Below are 15,782 nucleotides of genomic sequence, written 5' to 3'. Positions count from 1 at the left end.
GCATTCACCCCAGAGGGTGGCCTGCGCCCTTCTGACTTCGATGTTTTTCTTTTTTTCTTCTGCCGCTTACGCCGACGTTCTCACGCTAAAGCCTTTCAAGGATGATCTGTTCGCCTATCCGGCCACGCTCTCCTCCCAGGACAACGGCGCCTATACGGTCATCGACTATCGTGAGTTGCGCGACATCAACGCCCGCGACAAAGTGCCGGAGCGGCGCGCGCATGCGCAGTATGTCGACACTGGTGTGCGCAAGGTGCAGCAAGATTTGCTGCTAAAGACCGGCGCCGGCAATATCCGCCACGTCGCCGTCGGCCGCACGCAAGGCGCCGGCATTATCGTGCTCTATTTGCACGGGCAGGGCGGCAGCAGAAAGCAGGGTGTCGACGACTTCACCTTCGGCGGCAATTTCAACCGCATCAAGAACCTGATGGCCGGTAATGGCGGCCTCTATCTGTCGCCGGACTTCTCCGACTTCGGCGATACCGGCGCGGCCCAGGTCGCCGCGCTGATCGGCCACTATGCCGAACAATCGCCGGGCGCGAAGATATTCGTTGCCTGTGGCTCGATGGGCGGCGCGCTGTGCTGGGAGCTCGCCGCCCGCAAGGATATGGGCGGCCGCATCGATGGGTTGCTGCTGCTCGGCTCGCTGTGGGATGAGAGTTTCTTCTCGAGCCCGGCTTTCAAGCGGCGTATTCCGGTCTTCTTCGGCCAGGGCAGCAAGGATCCGGTGTTTCCAGTCGAGAAACAGGAAGCCTTCTTCCGCTCCATCCTCGCCAGATCGAAGGGCTACCCGGCCCGCTTCGTCCGCTTCGAGACGGGTACGCACGGCACGCCGATCCGCATGGCGGACTGGCGCGGCACGCTCAACTGGATGTTGTCGAAAGTCCCTTAAGGCGCGGTGTTGTAGTCGAGCACGGTCTCCGGGTTGACCTCGCCGTCATAGGAGGCATCGACATCGTACTGCACCAGCGAGAAATTGCCGTGGCGGAACAGATAGGTGCCGGCCGACGAGGCATCGCCGACGCCGCGCCACTTGTTGAGGGACGAGATCGTCTTGGTGGCGTCGTCATATCCGGAATTGACCAGCTGGTCGTCGGTCTGGAAGCCGATGACGTTGATCGCCTCGACCTTGCCTTCGCTGTTGTTGTTCTCATACCGGATGTCGAGCTCTGGTGAGGCGAACTGCAGCTGCCGGACGCCTGATACGTCGTCGTAGACGTAGTAGACGGCACTCTCATTGTAGGCAGCCATCGAACAGAAGAAGCGGAACAGCCGCGTCTCGCGTTCGGGCTCGTCGCTCGCCGCACCGGCATCCTTGTTGCGGAGGGAGTAGGTGTCCGGCTCTCCCAAGGGATCGCCGCCAGGCATTTCCTTGTCGCATTGTTCGCCATAGGTGGCCGCAAACGCCTTCTTGGCCTGCCCCAGCGCCGCATCCTTCTTCGGCGGCGGCGGGCTGTCGCCACAGCTTTCCGGTACGGCGTCCTCGAAAACGACCTTAGCCGGCTTCAGCGCGCCCTTGTCGATGAAGATCGAGCGGAACGGCGGTTCCTGGATCGAGGCATTGATCTGGCGCAGCGTGTAGCAACCGGCAAAGACATGTTCGGCGCCGTCCTTCGCCGTCGCCCGGATGGCGACGGGGACATTGTAGTAGATGCTGCCGGCCGCGCCGTCTTCCGACACGCCGCCGGTTTTGACTTCGACCTTGTCGGTCCCATCATAACCCTTGACGAAGGCATCGAAATCCTTTGCCGGTTTGGTGTCGCCGAAATAATCCCAGGCGCGCGCGAATTCTTGCCGGTTGATGGCGCTGTAGAGCGAACGGATGACCACTTCGGCGTCCGATCTGTCATCGATGTAGGGCGCTTCGGCGGCGAGCACTGATTGGCCTGTCACGGCAAGGGAGAAAAAAGCGGTCGCTGCAAAGAAAGCGCGTCTCATCGGGAATCTCCACCTGACGAGGAAACTCTATCATACCGATTGCGGCGACGCGGTGACGCTTGAAGAATCGCTTGGGAAGGCGCTACCTCCCGCCGTCAATGTTCCGGCCGAACAGGAGAAACTCACGTGACCATATCGATGTACGAGGCATCCGTGCCGGTGTTTTCGACCAGGTTGAAGGCGCTATCCAACGTACTGAACATCGCCGAGCAGAATGCGCTCGACCGCAAGATCGATCCGCAGGTGTTCTTGACCTCAAGACTGGCGCCGGACATGTACGCGCTGACCAGGCAGGTACAGATCGCCACCGACCACGCCAAGGGCGCGCCATCGCGGCTGGCTGGCCGTGAGGTGCCCAAATACGAAGACAACGAGGCGAGCTTCGCCGATCTCCAGGCGCGCATCGCCAAGACCGTCGACCATCTGGCGACATTCTCGGCTGCCGATATGGACGGCTCCGATAACAGAACGATCGAGCTGAAGCTCGGTCAGCGCGAATTCTCGATGGCCGGCATGCAGTATCTGCTGCATCTCGCCATGCCCAATTTCTATTTCCACGTGACCACCGCCTACGACATCCTGCGCCACAATGGCGTGCCGCTGAGCAAGGCGATTTTCATGGGATCGCGTTGAAGAATTGGCGAGGCAATATCCCGGTCGAGCCGGGATATCGCACGACCTGGCTAGCGTGAGGACATTTCGCGGGCGACGCGCGGGAAGTCGGCCGGTTTGATGCCGATGTCCGCACGGTCGGCATTGCTCATCGAATGAAGCAATGCCAGAGCCGCGCGGTAACGCAGATGTTCCTGCGGACGCGGACGGGTGAACATTTCAGTGAGGAAACCCATGATTCAAGCCCCTGGTTGGTCCTCCCCAAGCCTCAATATAAGCAAATGATGACAATTGTGCAGTGCAGCATTTGCATGGCAGCCATGCCACTTTGATTTTTGACCACATCGAGCGCCCCTGCTTCGGCGTCTGGAAAAGTCGCTGGCCCACTGGCAGCGGGCTTGGAGACAGCCCGCGTCTTCCTGTATGCTGAAGCTTCCTCCCGCGCATCCGCATAAAATTCCCACCGGAGCAAATTCCATGCACAAACGCCGCCTCGGTCGGACCGATCTTCTTGTTTCCCAGATTTGCCTGGGATCGATGACATGGGGCCAGCAGAATACCGAAGCGGACGGCCATGCCCAGATGGACATGGCCTTTTCACGCGGCGTCAATTTCATCGACACTGCCGAGCTTTACCCGATCCCGCCCAAGCCGGAAACGCAAGGCCGGACCGAGACGATCATCGGCAGCTGGATGAAGGCGAAGCGCAATCGCGATCAAGTGATCCTCGCCTCAAAGGTAGTTGGTCGCACCGCCAATACATGGTTCCGCGGCGGGCGCCCGTCGAAGCTGGTGCGCGCCGATATCTTCGATGCGGTCGAAAAATCGCTGACCAGGCTCAACTCCGATTACATCGATCTCTATCAGATCCACTGGCCGGAGCGCGCCGTGCCGTGGGGCGCCAATCCGAACCGCGTCGGTGCCGTGGCGCTACGAGCCGATTCCGTCGGCGCGCCGGCCGACGAGGTGCCGATCGCCGAGACGCTTGCCGTCTTCGACGAACTGGTGAAGGCAGGCAAGATCCGCTATTTCGGTCTTTCGAACGAGAGCTCATGGGGCGTCATGCGGTTCATCGCCGAAGCCGACAAGGACCTCGGTCCGCGCCCGGTGTCGTTGCAAAACGCCTATAATTTCGTCAACCGCACCTTCGAGGTGAATCTCGCCGAGGTCTGCGAGCGCGAACAGGTTTCCATGCTCGCCTATTCGCCGTTGGCGCAAGGCTATCTGAGCGGCAAGTACGATCATGGCGCGCGGCCGCTGGGCTCGCGTTCTCAGCTTTTCAACCGCGGCCAGCGCTACGAGACGCCCAATGCCGCGGAAGCGCTGCTCGAGTACAACGAGTTGGCGCGCTCTTTCGGTATGGAGCCGGCGCTGTTCGCCAACGCCTATGTCGCGAGCCGGCCTTTCGTCACCTCGAGTATTATCGGTGCGACGACCATCGCACAGCTCGAAATGGCGCTGTCTTCCGCCGATGTCGTCTGGACCGAGGACATGCAGAAGGCGGTCGATGCAATCCACCAACGTGTTGGCAACCCGTGTCCGTGACCAATACTAGGAAGCGAAATTATCAAATAATTATAAAGGGAAGGGATCAGAAGTGAATTTTCCGATCGAGGCTTTGCGCGCGAAATTTCCGGCACTGTCGCTGACCGACAAGGGTCGCCGCCGCATCTACCTCGACAATCCGGCCGGCACGCAAGTGCCGCAGGCGGTCGCCGACGCGGTGTCACGCTGCCTGCTGACCACCAATGCCAATCTCGGCGGCTTCTTCGAAACCACGATCGCGGCGCAACAGATCGTCGACGACGCCCATGCGGCGATGGCCGATTTCCTCGGTGCTGCGAGCCCGCAGGAAATCATCATCGGCGCCAACATGACGACACTGACCTACCACATGTCGCGCACGCTCGGCCGCGCGATGAAACCTGGTGACGAGATCATCCTCACCCGCATGGACCACGAAGGCAATGTGTCGCCGTGGCTGCAACTGGCCGAAGACCTTGGCCTCGTCGTGCGCTGGCTGCCCTTCGACCAGCAGAGCTGGCAGATCGAGGAGAAGGCGCTTGCCGCGTTGCTCACCGACAGGACGCGGCTCGTCGCCTTGAACTATGCCAGCAATCTGACCGGCTCGATCAACCGGGTGAAAGCGCTGACCCGCATCGCCAAGCAGGCCGGCGCGCTGGTCTATGTCGACGCCGTGCAGTTCGCGCCGCACGGCCTGATCGACGTTAGGGAAATCGGCTGTGATTTCCTGATCTGCTCGGCCTATAAATTCTTCGGCCCGCATATGGGCATCCTATGGGGCAGGCTGGATGTCATCGACGCTCTGAAACCGTACAAATGCCGCTGTTCGTCCGACGCTCTGCCAGAGCGGTTCGAGCTTGGCACGCCGCAGATCGAGCTGATGGCCGGACTTACGGCTGCGATCGATTATTTTGCGGAACTGGGGACTGCGGCAGCCGATGGCGGATCGCGCCGCGTCAGGATCGCCAAAGCGTTCGAAAGATCAATCGCTTACGAAAACCCGCTGGCGCAAAGGCTGATCGATGGCCTGTCGGATATCTCGGGGCTGACGATCCACGGAATCACCAATCCGGCGCGTATCGGCGAGCGCGTGCCGACGGTCTCCTTCACCGTCGACGGCATGACGCCGGAGACGATCGTGCGGCAGATGAATGCGGAAAACATCTTCCTGTGGTCCGGCCACAACTACGCCTGGGAGATCGTCCACCAGCTTGGCATTCCGGCCGAGCAAGGCGTCGTGCGCATCGGCATCGCCCACTACAATACCGCTGCCGAGATCGACGAGACGCTGGAGAGCGTGCATCGGGTTATCGCGATGCTGCGACAGCAGCGGTCCTGACGCGACGAGCCACGAAAGCTACCGCTCTATGCCGCCGAAGCCGGTGAGGAAGGCAGTAAGATTGTCGCCGAGTTCGTCGCAGAGATAGCCGCCTTCCTGGACGATCACCGTCGGCAGGCTGAGGCCGGCGATGGCCTCGCCGATGCGCGAGAAGCCCGGTGTCGTCACCGACAGCCCGCCAAACGGATCGCCTTCGAAGGCGTCGAGGCCAAGCGCCACGACCAGCGCTTCCGGCGCAAAGGCACGGATGCGCTGGAACGCTGCCGCCAGCGCTTCGAGGAACGCGGCATCGCCGGACTTGCGTGGCAGCGGCAGGTTGAGATTGTAGCCGAGGCCGGCGCCTTCGCCGCGCTCGTCGACATGCCCCCAGAAGAACGGATAGAAGCGCACCGGGTCGGCATGCAGCGAGACGGTGAGCACGTCCGGCCGCGCATAGAAAATGCCTTGCGTGCCGTTGCCGTGATGCAGATCGATGTCGAGGATCGCCACCCGCGCTGATTGCCTGCGCAAGGTCTGCGCCGCGACCGCCGAATTGTTGATGAAGCAGAAGCCGCCGGCGACGTCGGCAAAGGCGTGATGGCCAGGTGGTCGGCACAGCGCATAGGCAGCCGGCGCGCCCGACATCATCACGGCCTCGGCGGCCTCGACCGCGCTCCAGGCGCTCCACAGCGCGCTCTGCCAGGTCTCGCCTGAGATCGGGCAAGCGGTGTCGGCCATATGGTATCCGGCTTGGCCGACCGCCGAGGCCGGATAGGAGCAGTTCCGGGCAATCGGGTGGATGTTGGGGATCACTTCCGCCGAGGCGCCCTCGATGCGCTGCCAGCGCGCGAAGATATGCTCGAGAAAATCGAGATATTCGGGCGTATGGACCGCCGCAACCGGACCGAGCCCATGATCCCTCGGCCGCTCGATCGTGCAACCGGCGGCCTTTGCGCCGGCGAGCAGCCGTTCGACACGTTCCGGCTTCTCCGGATTGGGTTTCTGCGCACCGCTGGAGAGGAACGCCATGGGATCGTGTCGCTTCTGTTCTTCGGCATAAAAGGCTTTCATCCTGGCTCCCCATCGTCCGGCGCATCGGCGAAGGCGAAGAAGGCCTCGCCGACAATTTTCTGCACCTGCTCGTAGCTCGACCAGGCAATGCCCAGCCTGTCGTAGAATGCTTTGGCGGCTTCATTGTCGGTGTCGACGGACAGCCTGAGGTAGACGCCGCCATCTTTCCGGCATTCTCGCGCGACACGCCGCAGCAGGCGTTCGCCGATCTTGTGGCCACGAAACCGGTCTTCGACATAGAGGTCCTGGATGTAGACGCCGGGCCGTCCGAGCCAGGTCGAAAAGATCGGAAAATGCAGGCACAGGCCGGCGAACTCGCCGCCGACTTCCGCAATCAGCGTCGAGAAGGCGGGGTTTTCGCCAAAGCCGTAGGTGCGGAGGTCTTCGGCCGTCGAGGTGATTTCCTGATGCGCGCCGATATGGGCGCCAAGCCGCAGGATCGCGGCATGGATGGTTTCGACGTCCTCGACGGTGCCGGGCCGGATGAGAATCTTTGATGGCTTGCTCACTGCAGGCAAGGCGCCCGGGCACCCCTCTCTGTCCTGCCGGACATCTCCCCAAGGGGGGAGATTGGCAGCTTCGATCTCACTGCCCATCCTGCAACGTTGGTGATTGGCGAAAGCCGGGGTGGTATCCGATCTCCCCCCTTGCGGGGGAGATGGCCGGCAGGCCAGAGGGGGGTGGGACGGAAAGCAACCATCTCAGAACGCTACCCTATCGCCGCCCTTGAGCGCCAGCATCTCCCGCGCCTCGGCGGGCGTGGCGACGTCCAGCGACAGGCCATCGAGCACGCTGCGGATACGGCGCACCTGGTCGGCATTGGACTTGGCCAGCTGGCGGCCGTCATAGAGGCTGTCCTCCAGTCCGACGCGGACATTGCCGCCCATCGCCGCCGCGATCGAGATCATCGGCATCTGGTGACGCCCGGCGGCCAGCACCGAAAACTGGTAGCTATCACCGAACAATTTGTCGGCGATGCGCTTCATGTGGATCAGGTTCTCGGGGTCGGCGCCGATACCGCCCAGAATGCCGAACACGAACTGAATGAACATGGGTCCCGACACCAGCCCCCGGTCGCGAAAATGCGCCAGCGAATAGAGGTGGCCGACATCGTAGCATTCGAATTCGAAGCGTGTGCCGCAGCCCTTTCCAAGTCTGTCGAGCACGGTTTCCATGTCGGCGAAGGTGTTCTTGAAGATCGTGTCGCGTGTAGCTTCCAGCAGCTTGGGTTCCCACTCGTGCTGCCACTCTCTTGGCCGGTCGAGCATCGGGAACAGCGCGAAATTCATCGAACCCATGTTGAGCGAGCACATTTCGGGCTCGGCCCTGAGCGGTGCCGCCAGACGCTGGTCGAGCGTCATCAGCGAGGAGCCGCCGGTGGTGATGTTGATCACCGCGTCGGTCGCTTGCTTGATGCGCGGCAGGAACTGCATGAACACATCGGCGTCTGCGGTCGGCCGCCCGTCCTTAGGATCGCGGGCGTGAAGGTGCAGGATCGAGGCGCCGGCTTCGGCAGCAGTGATCGCCTCCGCGGCGATCTGGTCCGGCGTTACCGGCAGATGCGGCGACATCGAAGGCGTGTGCACCGACCCGGTGACGGCGCAGGTGATGATGACTTTTCGCGCCATTTTCAGCCTTCGACCGGCAGGTCGAGCTCGCCGGCCAGCATCTCAAGCGAGTCGCCGATGATGGCGACGATCTCGCCGATCTGCTCTTGTGTGACGATCATCGGCGGCGCCACCATGAAATTGTCGCCGTCGACACCACCCTTGACCTTGCGCCCATAGATGATCAGCCCTCTCTCATAGGCGAGGTCGAGCAGCCGCTGGGTGGCTTTCTTCGCCGGTGCGATCGGCCTCAGCGTGTCGGGGTCGGCGACCATTTCGGCACCTAGGAGCAGGCCCTTGCCGCGCACGTCGGCGATGAATGGAAAACGCTTCGCCAGTTCCTTCAGCTCGCCCATCAAAAGGTCGCCCATGTCAGCCGCATTGGCGATCAGGTCGAGGCGGTCCATTTCGCTAAGCACGGCGAGCCCGGCGGCGCAGGCGAGCGGATTGCCGGCGTAGGTATGGCCATGCTGGAACCCGCCGGAGGCGAGCAGCGGCTGCACCAGCCGCATCGGTGCCGCCAGCGCGCCGAGCGGCGCATAGCCAGAGCCCAGGCCCTTCGACAGCGCGACGATGTCGGGTCTGCAGTTCCAGTGATCGCCGCCGAGGAATTTTCCGGTGCGGCCGGCACCACTCATCACTTCGTCATGGATGAGCAGGATGCCGTAGCGGTCGCAGATTTCGCGGATGCGCGGATAGTAGCTGTCCGGCGCCACCAGCGCCGCCGTGGCAGCTCCGCCGACCGGCTCCATGATGAAGGCGAGCACGCTTTCCGGCCCTTCGGCGAGGATTTTTTCCTCCAGCATGTCAGCGTGGCGGATACCGCGCTGTTCCATCGAGAGATTGTCGCGGTCGCGCCAGGCGGCAGGCGCCGGCACGGTCGGCATGACCTGCATCATCGGCGCAAAAGTCTCGGCCAGCGCGTCGTCGCCGGTGACGGCGAGCGCGCCGAGCGTGCCGCCATGATAGGAGGGAAAACGCGTGATCACTTTCCAGCGGCTGGCCTGGCCGGTGGCGACAGCCCATTGCCGTGCCAGCTTGACGCAGGATTCCGTCGCTTCCGAACCGCCGGAGACGAAGAAGATCCGGTCCATGCCTTCTGGGAGTTTGGCGGCCAATTGCCGAGCGAGTTCCTCGGCCGGCTCGTTCTCGAAATGCAGCCGGTAGGCGAAGGTGGCGCGGTCCATCTGCTGCTTCATCGCGTCGAGCACGTTGCGGTTAGAATGACCGATATTGGCGACCATCGGTCCGCTCGATCCGTCGATGAAGCGACGACCATCCTGCGTCCAGATGTAGATGCCTTCGGCGCGATCGACCAGCGGCCGGCGCAGGCTGGACAGATAGAACAGGTGCGATGGCGGGCGCGCCTCGGGATCCGGTGCAGGGGTCTGGGATTTCAGCATGTCAGGGCTTTCCAAGATAACGGTCGAGAACATTTTTGGTGACGCGCTCGACCATCGCGTCTTGCCTTAGCAGGCCGGCGACCCATTCGCAGCTTCCGGCGTGGAACACCTCGCCCTTGCCGCGCGGGAAATTGACGATCATGCCGTTGCCGCGCTTGACCTTGTCGAGATTGGCGTCGCTCGCCTCGCCGAACAGCGTCTCGGCGGAAAAGCGACCATCCGCATCGCCGAGAAACTGGTCCTCGAATGCGATGTCGGCGCTCTCCTCGACTTGGGCAGCCATGCCGACGGCGAGAATTTGCAGCCCATCCGGTGCGCCGCTGTCGGGCGTGGGGTAGGGCAGGCCGCCACGGGTCTCAAAGTCGAGCCCGTCGACCTCATAACCATAGACATGACTGTCGGCGCCGAGCAGGTCGCCGTAGTAGATGCCCGTGCCGGCGAAGGCCCAATGCCCCGGCCGGTAGACCGGGAAGCCGCGCACGCCGCGCGGGGCGCAACCGCCCCAGCCTGCATAGACGCCCCTGGTCGCGTTGAGCCCGAAGGTTGCCGAACCCGGCCGGCCGATTTCCGGTGCCTCCCAGGAATTCGTGGCGCGGGTCACGTCGCCGCCTCGATAGGCCGGATCCTCGGCACGGGCGCGGTACTTATAGCAGACCTGCCGGCGGCCCTCGTCCTCCAGCCTGGTCTGCCACATGAAATTGCCGGCGAAGCGCGCCGCGTGGCCACCGCGCCAGACATAGGCATCGACCGCGTCGCGCATCTCCCAGGTCCAGTATTCGTCATGGCCGACGAAGACGACGCAGTCGTAACCGTCGAGGATTTCGGGCGAGAAATGCAAATCGTGCTGGCTGGCGAGGTCGACGGCATAGCCGGCACGCTCGGCGAAGCGAAAAAAGTGGCTGTCATAGCTTGCCCAGCCGGACGAGGCGTATTTCTTCGAATGGCCGGTGGCGAAGGCCCATTCCATATGCGGATAGCGCGGTGCGGTCCTGGGCGGCACGGCAACCTCGAGCGGTACGCGCGGCGCCTCCTTCGGCAGCACGACGAAGCCGCGGCACCATGGCCGCTGCGTCGACACTTCAGGCGCATACTGGTCGCGGTTCGGGCCGGTAATGCCCTGATAATGGTTGGAGCCGCCCCAGGTGTTGTAGGAAAGCCATGTGCCCGTGGCTGCGAGCTGCAGGACACGACCGCGTTTCTTGCCGGGTTGCGGGCTGACGATGAAAAGATGGTGGCAGCGGATCGGCTTGCCGTAGCGGCCGTCCGCTGTCAGCGTGACGCGGTAGGCTCCGGACGGCCAGTTGTCGCCGACGCGGAATTCAAACGACGCGTCCCAGCCGCAGCCCTCGACCGAACATTGGTCGGGCGTATCTTGCCAGCGCGCCGCGATATCAGCCTTCTCGAACACCTTCGTTTCGGTGCCGCCGTCGCGGACGATCGACATACTGAAGCTGGAGGCCGTCGAGCTGACATGCAGCGTCACCGTCTCGCCCCGGCAGTATGAAAACCGGTCGCTGTAGCACCAGATCTCGCCACGCTCGCCATCCATCCCCGGCCACTCGTAATAATGGCCGCGCACCGCTTGCCGGCGCTGGTGGGGCGTAAGACCGAAATCGGGGAACTTGTCGATCGTACTTTTCATGGTTGGCTCACGCGGAAAGATATTTTTTCAGGAACGTGCGTGTCCGCTCCTTTTGCGGCGCGCGGAACATTTCCGACGGCGGACCTTCCTCCACAACCACGCCGCCGTCCATGAACAGCACCCGGTCGGCCACTTCACCGGCGAAGCGCATCTCATGCGTGACGATCAGCATGGTCATGTGTTCGGCGGCGAGCTTTTTCATCACCGCGTTGACCTCATCGACGAGTTCCGGGTCGAGCGCCGAAGTGGCCTCGTCGAACAGCATCACCTTGGGCTGCATAGCGAGCGCGCGCGCAATGGCCACGCGCTGCTTCTGGCCGCCTGAAAGCCGCGAGGGATAAGCATCGATCTTGTCGGCCAGCCCAACCTTGGACAAGAGGCCATGCGCAAGCGCGTGCGCTTCGCTCTTCGACATGCCTTTCAGGATCACCGGTCCCATTGTGATATTGTCCAGTACAGTCAGATGCGGGAACAGGTTGAAGTGCTGAAAAACCATGCCCATCTGCTGGCGCACCTTGTTGATATGCCGTTCGAAGGCCTGGCCGTGCAGTGGCTGGTTGACCTGCATGCCGTCGAGCCAGACTTCGCCACTGTCCAGCGCCTCCAGATGGTTAATGGAGCGCAGCAGCGTGCTCTTGCCCGAGCCGCTCGGTCCGATGACCGCCACGATCTGCCCGCGATCGACCGACAGGTCTATGCCCTTGAGGACTTCCGCGGCGCCGAACGATTTGCGTGCACCGCGAACCTCGACCATCGGCCGCTGCATGCTCATCGAGAAATCTCCACGTTTCTTTCGAATCGGCGCAGACCGGCCTCGAGGACGAGGTTCAAGAGGTAATAGAGCGCGGCCGCGGTAATGTAGAATTCAAACGGACGGAACGTCTCGCTTATCGCCAACTGGGCCGAATGGACCAGTTCAGCGATGCCGATGACCGAAACGATGGCGGATTCCTTCAACAGTGCAATCATGTTGCCTCCGATCGGAGGAATGGTGTTGCGAACGGCCTGCGGTATCACCACGTAGCGCAGCGTCTGCCACTTGCCGAAGCCGATGCTGCGAGCGCCTTCCGTCTGGCCGAAATCAACCGCGACGATACCGGCGCGCAAAACGTCGGCATTGTAGACGGCAAAATGCAGGCCAAGGCCGACAATCCCGGCGACAAGCGCGGGAATGTCGATGCCGATCTGCACGAGGCCGAAATAGATCAGGAACAGCTGCAGCAGCAGCGGCGTGCCCATGAACACCCACATGAAGAGCCGCACGGGATAGGCGACGATTGCCGGCGCATAGAGCACGACGACGGCGAAGATGATGCCGCCGACGAAGCTGAGCGCGCCTGCCGACACGGTCAGAATAGCCGTCCACCAGGTCCCCATCAGCAGTATGTCGACATAGGGGGCGACGACGGAGAAATCGAGACCTTGCATCCTGCTCTCCGGTCAGACGATTGCGAAGCGCTTGTCGAGCATATCCACGACCCGGGCGACGGCGTAGACCATGATCATGTAGAGCAGCGCTGCGATGCCGAAGATCTCGAACGGCTTGTAGGTGGAGCCGATGAAGCGCTGGGCCGTATAGGTAAGTTCCACGACTGAAATGGTGGACACGAGTGCGGATCCCTTCAACAAGGCGACCGTGTTGACCCCGAGCGGACGGATCATCAGCCTTGCAGCCTGCGGCAGCACGACCTTGCGCAGCGTCTGGAAACGGCTGAAGCCGATTGTGCGCGCAGCCTCGATCTGGCCCCGGTCGACGGCAACCAGCGCACCGCGGATCGATTCTGCCATATAGGCGCCGATGTTAAGGCCGAGGCCGATGACGCCGGCCGCAAACGGCTCGAGATTGATGCCTACCTGTGGACCACCGAAATAAAGCACGAAAAGTTGGATCAGGCAGGGCGTGCCGCGAAAGAGGCTGACATAGAGAGTTCCGATTGTCCGCAGGGGAGCTGATCTCGACATTTTGGCGGCCGCAGCCAGTGCCGCGGCCACGAGACCCAGAACCAGGGCCAGCGCCGTAATCTCGATGGTCACAAAAGCGGCTTCCACGAAAAACGGGAAGACACGCTGCATCAGGGAGAAATCCATTCCGACATCCAGCAGGAGTGACGCGCGATCTCAGCCGCTCTTCAGGCGGCAGGACCATGGCTGGGTCAGGATCAGCGGATGTCGCTGCCAACCCATTCCATCGAGATCTTCTCATAGGTGCCGTCCGCCATCATCTCGTCCAGCGCTTTCTGCATGGCAGCCTTCAGCTCCGGATTGTCCTTGCGTATGGCGATCCCGATGGCGACGCTGCCGCCTTCGATATCAGGCGTATCGAGCTTGCGGACCTTCTCGCCCGTTTCCTTGACGGCGACCATGACCGGAATATTGTCGACGACAATGGCATCGACACGGCCAGCCTTCAACTCCAGCAAGAGTTCAGGCAAGCCCTTGTAGGTGCGGAGATCCCAGCCGCCCTGTTCGCGCGCCCACTTCTCATGCGTCTCGCCGAGCGTGACGCCAAGGGTCTTTCCCTTCAGCTCGTCGAGGCTCTGCACCTTGGAGGCCTCGTTCACGAAGACCGCGCGGCCGGCGTGGTAGTACGGGCCGACGAAATCGACCACCTTCTCACGCTCGGGTGTGATGGTCATCGAGCCGACAACGGTGTCGTACTTACTGGCGATCAGCCCGGCGATGATCCCGTCCCATGCAGTGGTGATGATGGTGCCCTTAACTCCGATCCGCTCGGCGACCGCCTTGCCGATATCGGCGTCGAAGCCGACCACCTCGTTCTGGTCGTTGACGAAATTGAACGGAGGATACTGGCCGCTCATGGAAATCTTCAGTTCGCCAGCCGCCTTGACCTTCTCGAGGTCGTCCGCCTTGGCCGAAGCCGCCGTGAAGGTCGCAAGCATAAGGGTCGCCGCGGCGATGCTCGAAAACACTCTGTTCATCTGATTTCCTTGTCCTCTGGAATGAGTGCGTAACATTGTTGTTGGGATGCGTTTTGGACGCTTTCCAACTTTATCATTGCCTTCGCAGATACATTACGCAAATAGATAATGGAAATAGGGAGCATAGATTTTGAGAATGGCTTTGCCGCGCCCCGAACGGCTGGTCTGGGACCTGGACTGGAATCTTTTGCGCACCTTCGTGGTCATCGCGGAGGTAAAGAGCATCACCCGCGCCGCCGAGCGGCTGAACCTCAAGCAGCCGAGCGTCAGCAACGCGCTACGTCGGCTTGAGGATCGAGTAGGGCGCCGGCTGGTTGAGCGCGACGCGACGCGCTTCGAACTGACGGAAGTCGGGCGGCTTATCTACGAGCAGGGAATAGAGGTCTTCGGCGCGATATCGCAACTGCCTCTGTTGATGCGCGGCGTCAGCGACGACGTCACGGGCCATGTCATGATCGCCACCGCCAGTCATGTCGTTTCGCCGCTGTTCGATCGCGCGCTATCCCAATTCCACAGCAATTACCCGCGAGCCTCCATCACCATATCGGTGGCGCCCAGCGCCGAGGTGACCAAGCTGGTACGCGAGCGCCGGGCCTCCTTTGGCATTTGCCTGGTCAGTCAGCGCGATCCGGCGGTTGAGTACCAGATGGTCTATCGCGAGTTCTTCGGCTTCTTTTGCGGACCTGAGCACAGGTTCCACGGGCGAGCCGGCTTGACGTTGGCCGATCTCAGGGGCGAGCCGTCGGTCTCCTTTCAGACCGATCACATCTCTGATGCATTGCGCCCGGTCGCGTTGCTGCGCAGCGAGGCCAGGCTCAACGCCGATGTCGTGGGGGTGTCGTCGAGCCTGGAAGAAGTGCGGCGCATGATTGTTGCCGGGCTTGGTATCGGCCCGCTGCCGCTGCATGTGGCGCGGCGCGATGTGGCGGACGGAACGCTGTGGCGGCTACCGCCTTATGACGCACCGCCCGCCATCGACATCTTCCTGCTGGTCAATCCGGAAAAGGCGATGAATCGCGCCGAAAAGGCCCTGCTTTCGGGGTTGCAGACGCTGATCTCCGAGACGCCACTCGAGGAACGCATCTATGACGGCTGACCGCACGCCGGCCGAGACCGCTGCCTCATTCGATCAGGAAGGCCGATGCGCGGTTCCGCATCGGCTCGTCCAGAGCCACGGAAGCGCGCGCGGTAAGGTCGAAGCGCACGCTGGTGGTTCGGCTTGACGCATGGACGGTCCCGTCGATCGACCCCGACATCACCTGCTCGAAGGTCACGGAGGTTCGGCCGATCTTCACGACATGCGAGCGGATTGTGATGAGCGAGCCCGCTTTGGTTTCATGCCGGTAGTCTATCTCCGTGCGAACATCGGCCCAGCCAATCCTCGATGCTTCCCCGCCATCCTTCCCGGCAATATGCCCGAGAATCTGGAAGCTGGCGTCGTCGAACATCGCCGCGTAGTGACGCACGTTCATGTGTCCCATGACGTCGCACATCCAGGGGTGAGCCACGCCGACGAAGGTAACGAGAGATTTGCTCATAAGGACTATTCCGTGACCATGGGGGGAGGCCATTGACGATCGCGGATACGCAATATCGAAATGCGAGACCCCAGGCAAACCGGTGTGGCGAGCGTCCCGTGCTGTCTTCCACTTGCGAATGGCATTCGGCCCCACCGGGCGAGCTCTGCATTTGGCCCCCTTCGCCAAACGGACTATCTTCACTATGGTT

Annotated in this window: 17 protein-coding genes; 5 read left to right on the top strand and 12 right to left on the bottom strand. The window is 62.1% G+C overall.

The features are described from left to right. The first annotated feature begins 40 nt into the window (after positions 1-40). Entirely contained in the window at positions 41-892 is an 852-nt protein-coding gene (locus tag IQ26_RS06630; RefSeq protein WP_145715084.1) for an alpha/beta hydrolase, read from the top strand. Here IQ26_RS06630 and IQ26_RS06625 read toward each other — a convergent pair. Then, complete coding sequence (locus IQ26_RS06625) at positions 889-1,938, bottom strand: DUF1176 domain-containing protein (RefSeq protein WP_145715082.1); 1,050 nt, start codon at positions 1,936-1,938, stop codon at positions 889-891. The genes IQ26_RS06630 and IQ26_RS06625 overlap by 4 nt on opposite strands. Positions 1,939-2,064: 126 nt before the next feature. On the opposite strand from IQ26_RS06625, the gene IQ26_RS06620 reads away from it, so the two are divergent. After that, positions 2,065-2,571 (top strand): DUF1993 domain-containing protein, encoded by a 507-nt coding sequence (locus IQ26_RS06620; protein WP_145715080.1) that lies wholly within the window; start codon positions 2,065-2,067, stop codon positions 2,569-2,571. Between the two features lie 50 nt (positions 2,572-2,621). Here IQ26_RS06620 and IQ26_RS39650 read toward each other — a convergent pair whose 3' ends face one another. Continuing rightward, positions 2,622-2,786, bottom strand: a complete 165-nt coding sequence (locus IQ26_RS39650) for a hypothetical protein (protein WP_145715078.1) — start codon at positions 2,784-2,786, stop codon at positions 2,622-2,624. A 241-nt stretch (positions 2,787-3,027) separates the two neighbouring features. Here IQ26_RS39650 and IQ26_RS06610 point away from each other — a divergent pair, with 241 nt between their 5' ends. Beyond that, a complete protein-coding gene (locus tag IQ26_RS06610; protein WP_145715076.1) occupies positions 3,028-4,095 on the top strand; it encodes an aldo/keto reductase in 1,068 nt (355 codons plus the stop codon). A gap of 52 nt (positions 4,096-4,147) precedes the next feature. Continuing rightward, positions 4,148-5,413, top strand: coding sequence for a cysteine desulfurase-like protein (locus IQ26_RS06605; protein WP_145715074.1), 1,266 nt, complete (start codon positions 4,148-4,150; stop codon positions 5,411-5,413). Positions 5,414-5,431: 18 nt separating this feature from the next. Here the strand turns inward: IQ26_RS06605 and IQ26_RS06600 are convergent, their stop codons facing one another. From IQ26_RS06600 to IQ26_RS06555, 9 genes are all read right to left on the bottom strand, one after another. Continuing rightward, a complete protein-coding gene (locus tag IQ26_RS06600; protein WP_145715072.1) occupies positions 5,432-6,463 on the bottom strand; it encodes a histone deacetylase family protein in 1,032 nt (343 codons plus the stop codon). Continuing rightward, the gene (locus IQ26_RS06595) at positions 6,460-6,972 is read right to left on the bottom strand and encodes a GNAT family N-acetyltransferase (protein ID WP_240547023.1); all 513 of its coding nucleotides are present in this window, start codon (positions 6,970-6,972) and stop codon (positions 6,460-6,462) included. Before IQ26_RS06595 ends, IQ26_RS06600 begins: the two co-directional genes overlap by 4 nt. A gap of 192 nt (positions 6,973-7,164) precedes the next feature. After that, the gene (kce, locus tag IQ26_RS06585) at positions 7,165-8,091 is read right to left on the bottom strand and encodes a 3,5-dioxohexanoate:acetyl-CoA acetone transferase (protein WP_145715066.1); all 927 of its coding nucleotides are present in this window, start codon (positions 8,089-8,091) and stop codon (positions 7,165-7,167) included. Between the two features lie 2 nt (positions 8,092-8,093). Beyond that, complete coding sequence (locus IQ26_RS06580; RefSeq protein ID WP_145715063.1) at positions 8,094-9,473, bottom strand: aminotransferase family protein; 1,380 nt, start codon at positions 9,471-9,473, stop codon at positions 8,094-8,096. Between the two features lies 1 nt (position 9,474). After that, positions 9,475-11,115, bottom strand: coding sequence for a N,N-dimethylformamidase beta subunit family domain-containing protein (locus tag IQ26_RS06575; protein WP_145715061.1), 1,641 nt, complete (start codon positions 11,113-11,115; stop codon positions 9,475-9,477). Positions 11,116-11,122: 7 nt separating this feature from the next. After that, the gene (locus tag IQ26_RS06570) at positions 11,123-11,887 is read right to left on the bottom strand and encodes an amino acid ABC transporter ATP-binding protein (protein ID WP_145715059.1); all 765 of its coding nucleotides are present in this window, start codon (positions 11,885-11,887) and stop codon (positions 11,123-11,125) included. Further along, entirely contained in the window at positions 11,884-12,543 is a 660-nt protein-coding gene (locus IQ26_RS06565; RefSeq protein WP_145715057.1) for an amino acid ABC transporter permease, read from the bottom strand. Before IQ26_RS06565 ends, IQ26_RS06570 begins: the two co-directional genes overlap by 4 nt. Before the next feature lie 12 nt (positions 12,544-12,555). Then, positions 12,556-13,203, bottom strand: coding sequence for an amino acid ABC transporter permease (locus IQ26_RS06560; RefSeq protein WP_145715055.1), 648 nt, complete (start codon positions 13,201-13,203; stop codon positions 12,556-12,558). Positions 13,204-13,274: 71 nt separating this feature from the next. Continuing rightward, the gene (locus tag IQ26_RS06555) at positions 13,275-14,054 is read right to left on the bottom strand and encodes an ABC transporter substrate-binding protein (RefSeq protein WP_145715053.1); all 780 of its coding nucleotides are present in this window, start codon (positions 14,052-14,054) and stop codon (positions 13,275-13,277) included. A 136-nt stretch (positions 14,055-14,190) separates the two neighbouring features. Between IQ26_RS06555 and IQ26_RS06550 the strand changes: the two genes are divergently transcribed. Further along, positions 14,191-15,150, top strand: coding sequence for a LysR family transcriptional regulator (locus tag IQ26_RS06550; protein ID WP_145715051.1), 960 nt, complete (start codon positions 14,191-14,193; stop codon positions 15,148-15,150). Between the two features lie 25 nt (positions 15,151-15,175). Here the strand turns inward: IQ26_RS06550 and IQ26_RS06545 are convergent, their stop codons facing one another. Continuing rightward, on the bottom strand, positions 15,176-15,592 hold the full coding sequence (locus IQ26_RS06545) for an acyl-CoA thioesterase (protein ID WP_145715049.1): 417 nt from the start codon (positions 15,590-15,592) through the stop codon (positions 15,176-15,178). Positions 15,593-15,782: the final 190 nt, after the last annotated feature.

It is taken from the genome of Mesorhizobium tianshanense (genome assembly GCF_007830515.1).
Classification (GTDB): Bacteria; Pseudomonadota; Alphaproteobacteria; order Rhizobiales; family Rhizobiaceae; genus Mesorhizobium; species Mesorhizobium tianshanense.
The sequence above is the reverse complement of the archived record's forward strand: the minus strand, read 5'-3'. Positions and strand labels throughout refer to the sequence as shown.

Bases quoted from the DNA above. Each gene is read 5' to 3' on its own strand.
- IQ26_RS06630 (WP_145715084.1), top strand. From the start codon at position 41: ATGTTTTTCTTTTTTTCTTCTGCCGCTTACGCCGACGTTCTCACGCTA.
- IQ26_RS06625 (WP_145715082.1), bottom strand. From the start codon at position 1,938: ATGAGACGCGCTTTCTTTGCAGCGACCGCTTTTTTCTCCCTTGCCGTG.
- IQ26_RS39650 (WP_145715078.1), bottom strand. From the start codon at position 2,786: ATGGGTTTCCTCACTGAAATGTTCACCCGTCCGCGTCCGCAGGAACAT.
- IQ26_RS06610 (WP_145715076.1), top strand. From the start codon at position 3,028: ATGCACAAACGCCGCCTCGGTCGGACCGATCTTCTTGTTTCCCAGATT.
- IQ26_RS06600 (WP_145715072.1), bottom strand. From the start codon at position 6,463: ATGAAAGCCTTTTATGCCGAAGAACAGAAGCGACACGATCCCATGGCG.
- kce (WP_145715066.1), bottom strand. From the start codon at position 8,091: ATGGCGCGAAAAGTCATCATCACCTGCGCCGTCACCGGGTCGGTGCAC.
- IQ26_RS06580 (WP_145715063.1), bottom strand. From the start codon at position 9,473: ATGCTGAAATCCCAGACCCCTGCACCGGATCCCGAGGCGCGCCCGCCA.
- IQ26_RS06575 (WP_145715061.1), bottom strand. From the start codon at position 11,115: ATGAAAAGTACGATCGACAAGTTCCCCGATTTCGGTCTTACGCCCCAC.
- IQ26_RS06570 (WP_145715059.1), bottom strand. From the start codon at position 11,887: ATGAGCATGCAGCGGCCGATGGTCGAGGTTCGCGGTGCACGCAAATCG.
- IQ26_RS06565 (WP_145715057.1), bottom strand. From the start codon at position 12,543: ATGCAAGGTCTCGATTTCTCCGTCGTCGCCCCCTATGTCGACATACTG.
- IQ26_RS06560 (WP_145715055.1), bottom strand. From the start codon at position 13,203: ATGGATTTCTCCCTGATGCAGCGTGTCTTCCCGTTTTTCGTGGAAGCC.
- IQ26_RS06555 (WP_145715053.1), bottom strand. From the start codon at position 14,054: ATGAACAGAGTGTTTTCGAGCATCGCCGCGGCGACCCTTATGCTTGCG.
- IQ26_RS06550 (WP_145715051.1), top strand. From the start codon at position 14,191: ATGGCTTTGCCGCGCCCCGAACGGCTGGTCTGGGACCTGGACTGGAAT.
- IQ26_RS06545 (WP_145715049.1), bottom strand. From the start codon at position 15,592: ATGAGCAAATCTCTCGTTACCTTCGTCGGCGTGGCTCACCCCTGGATG.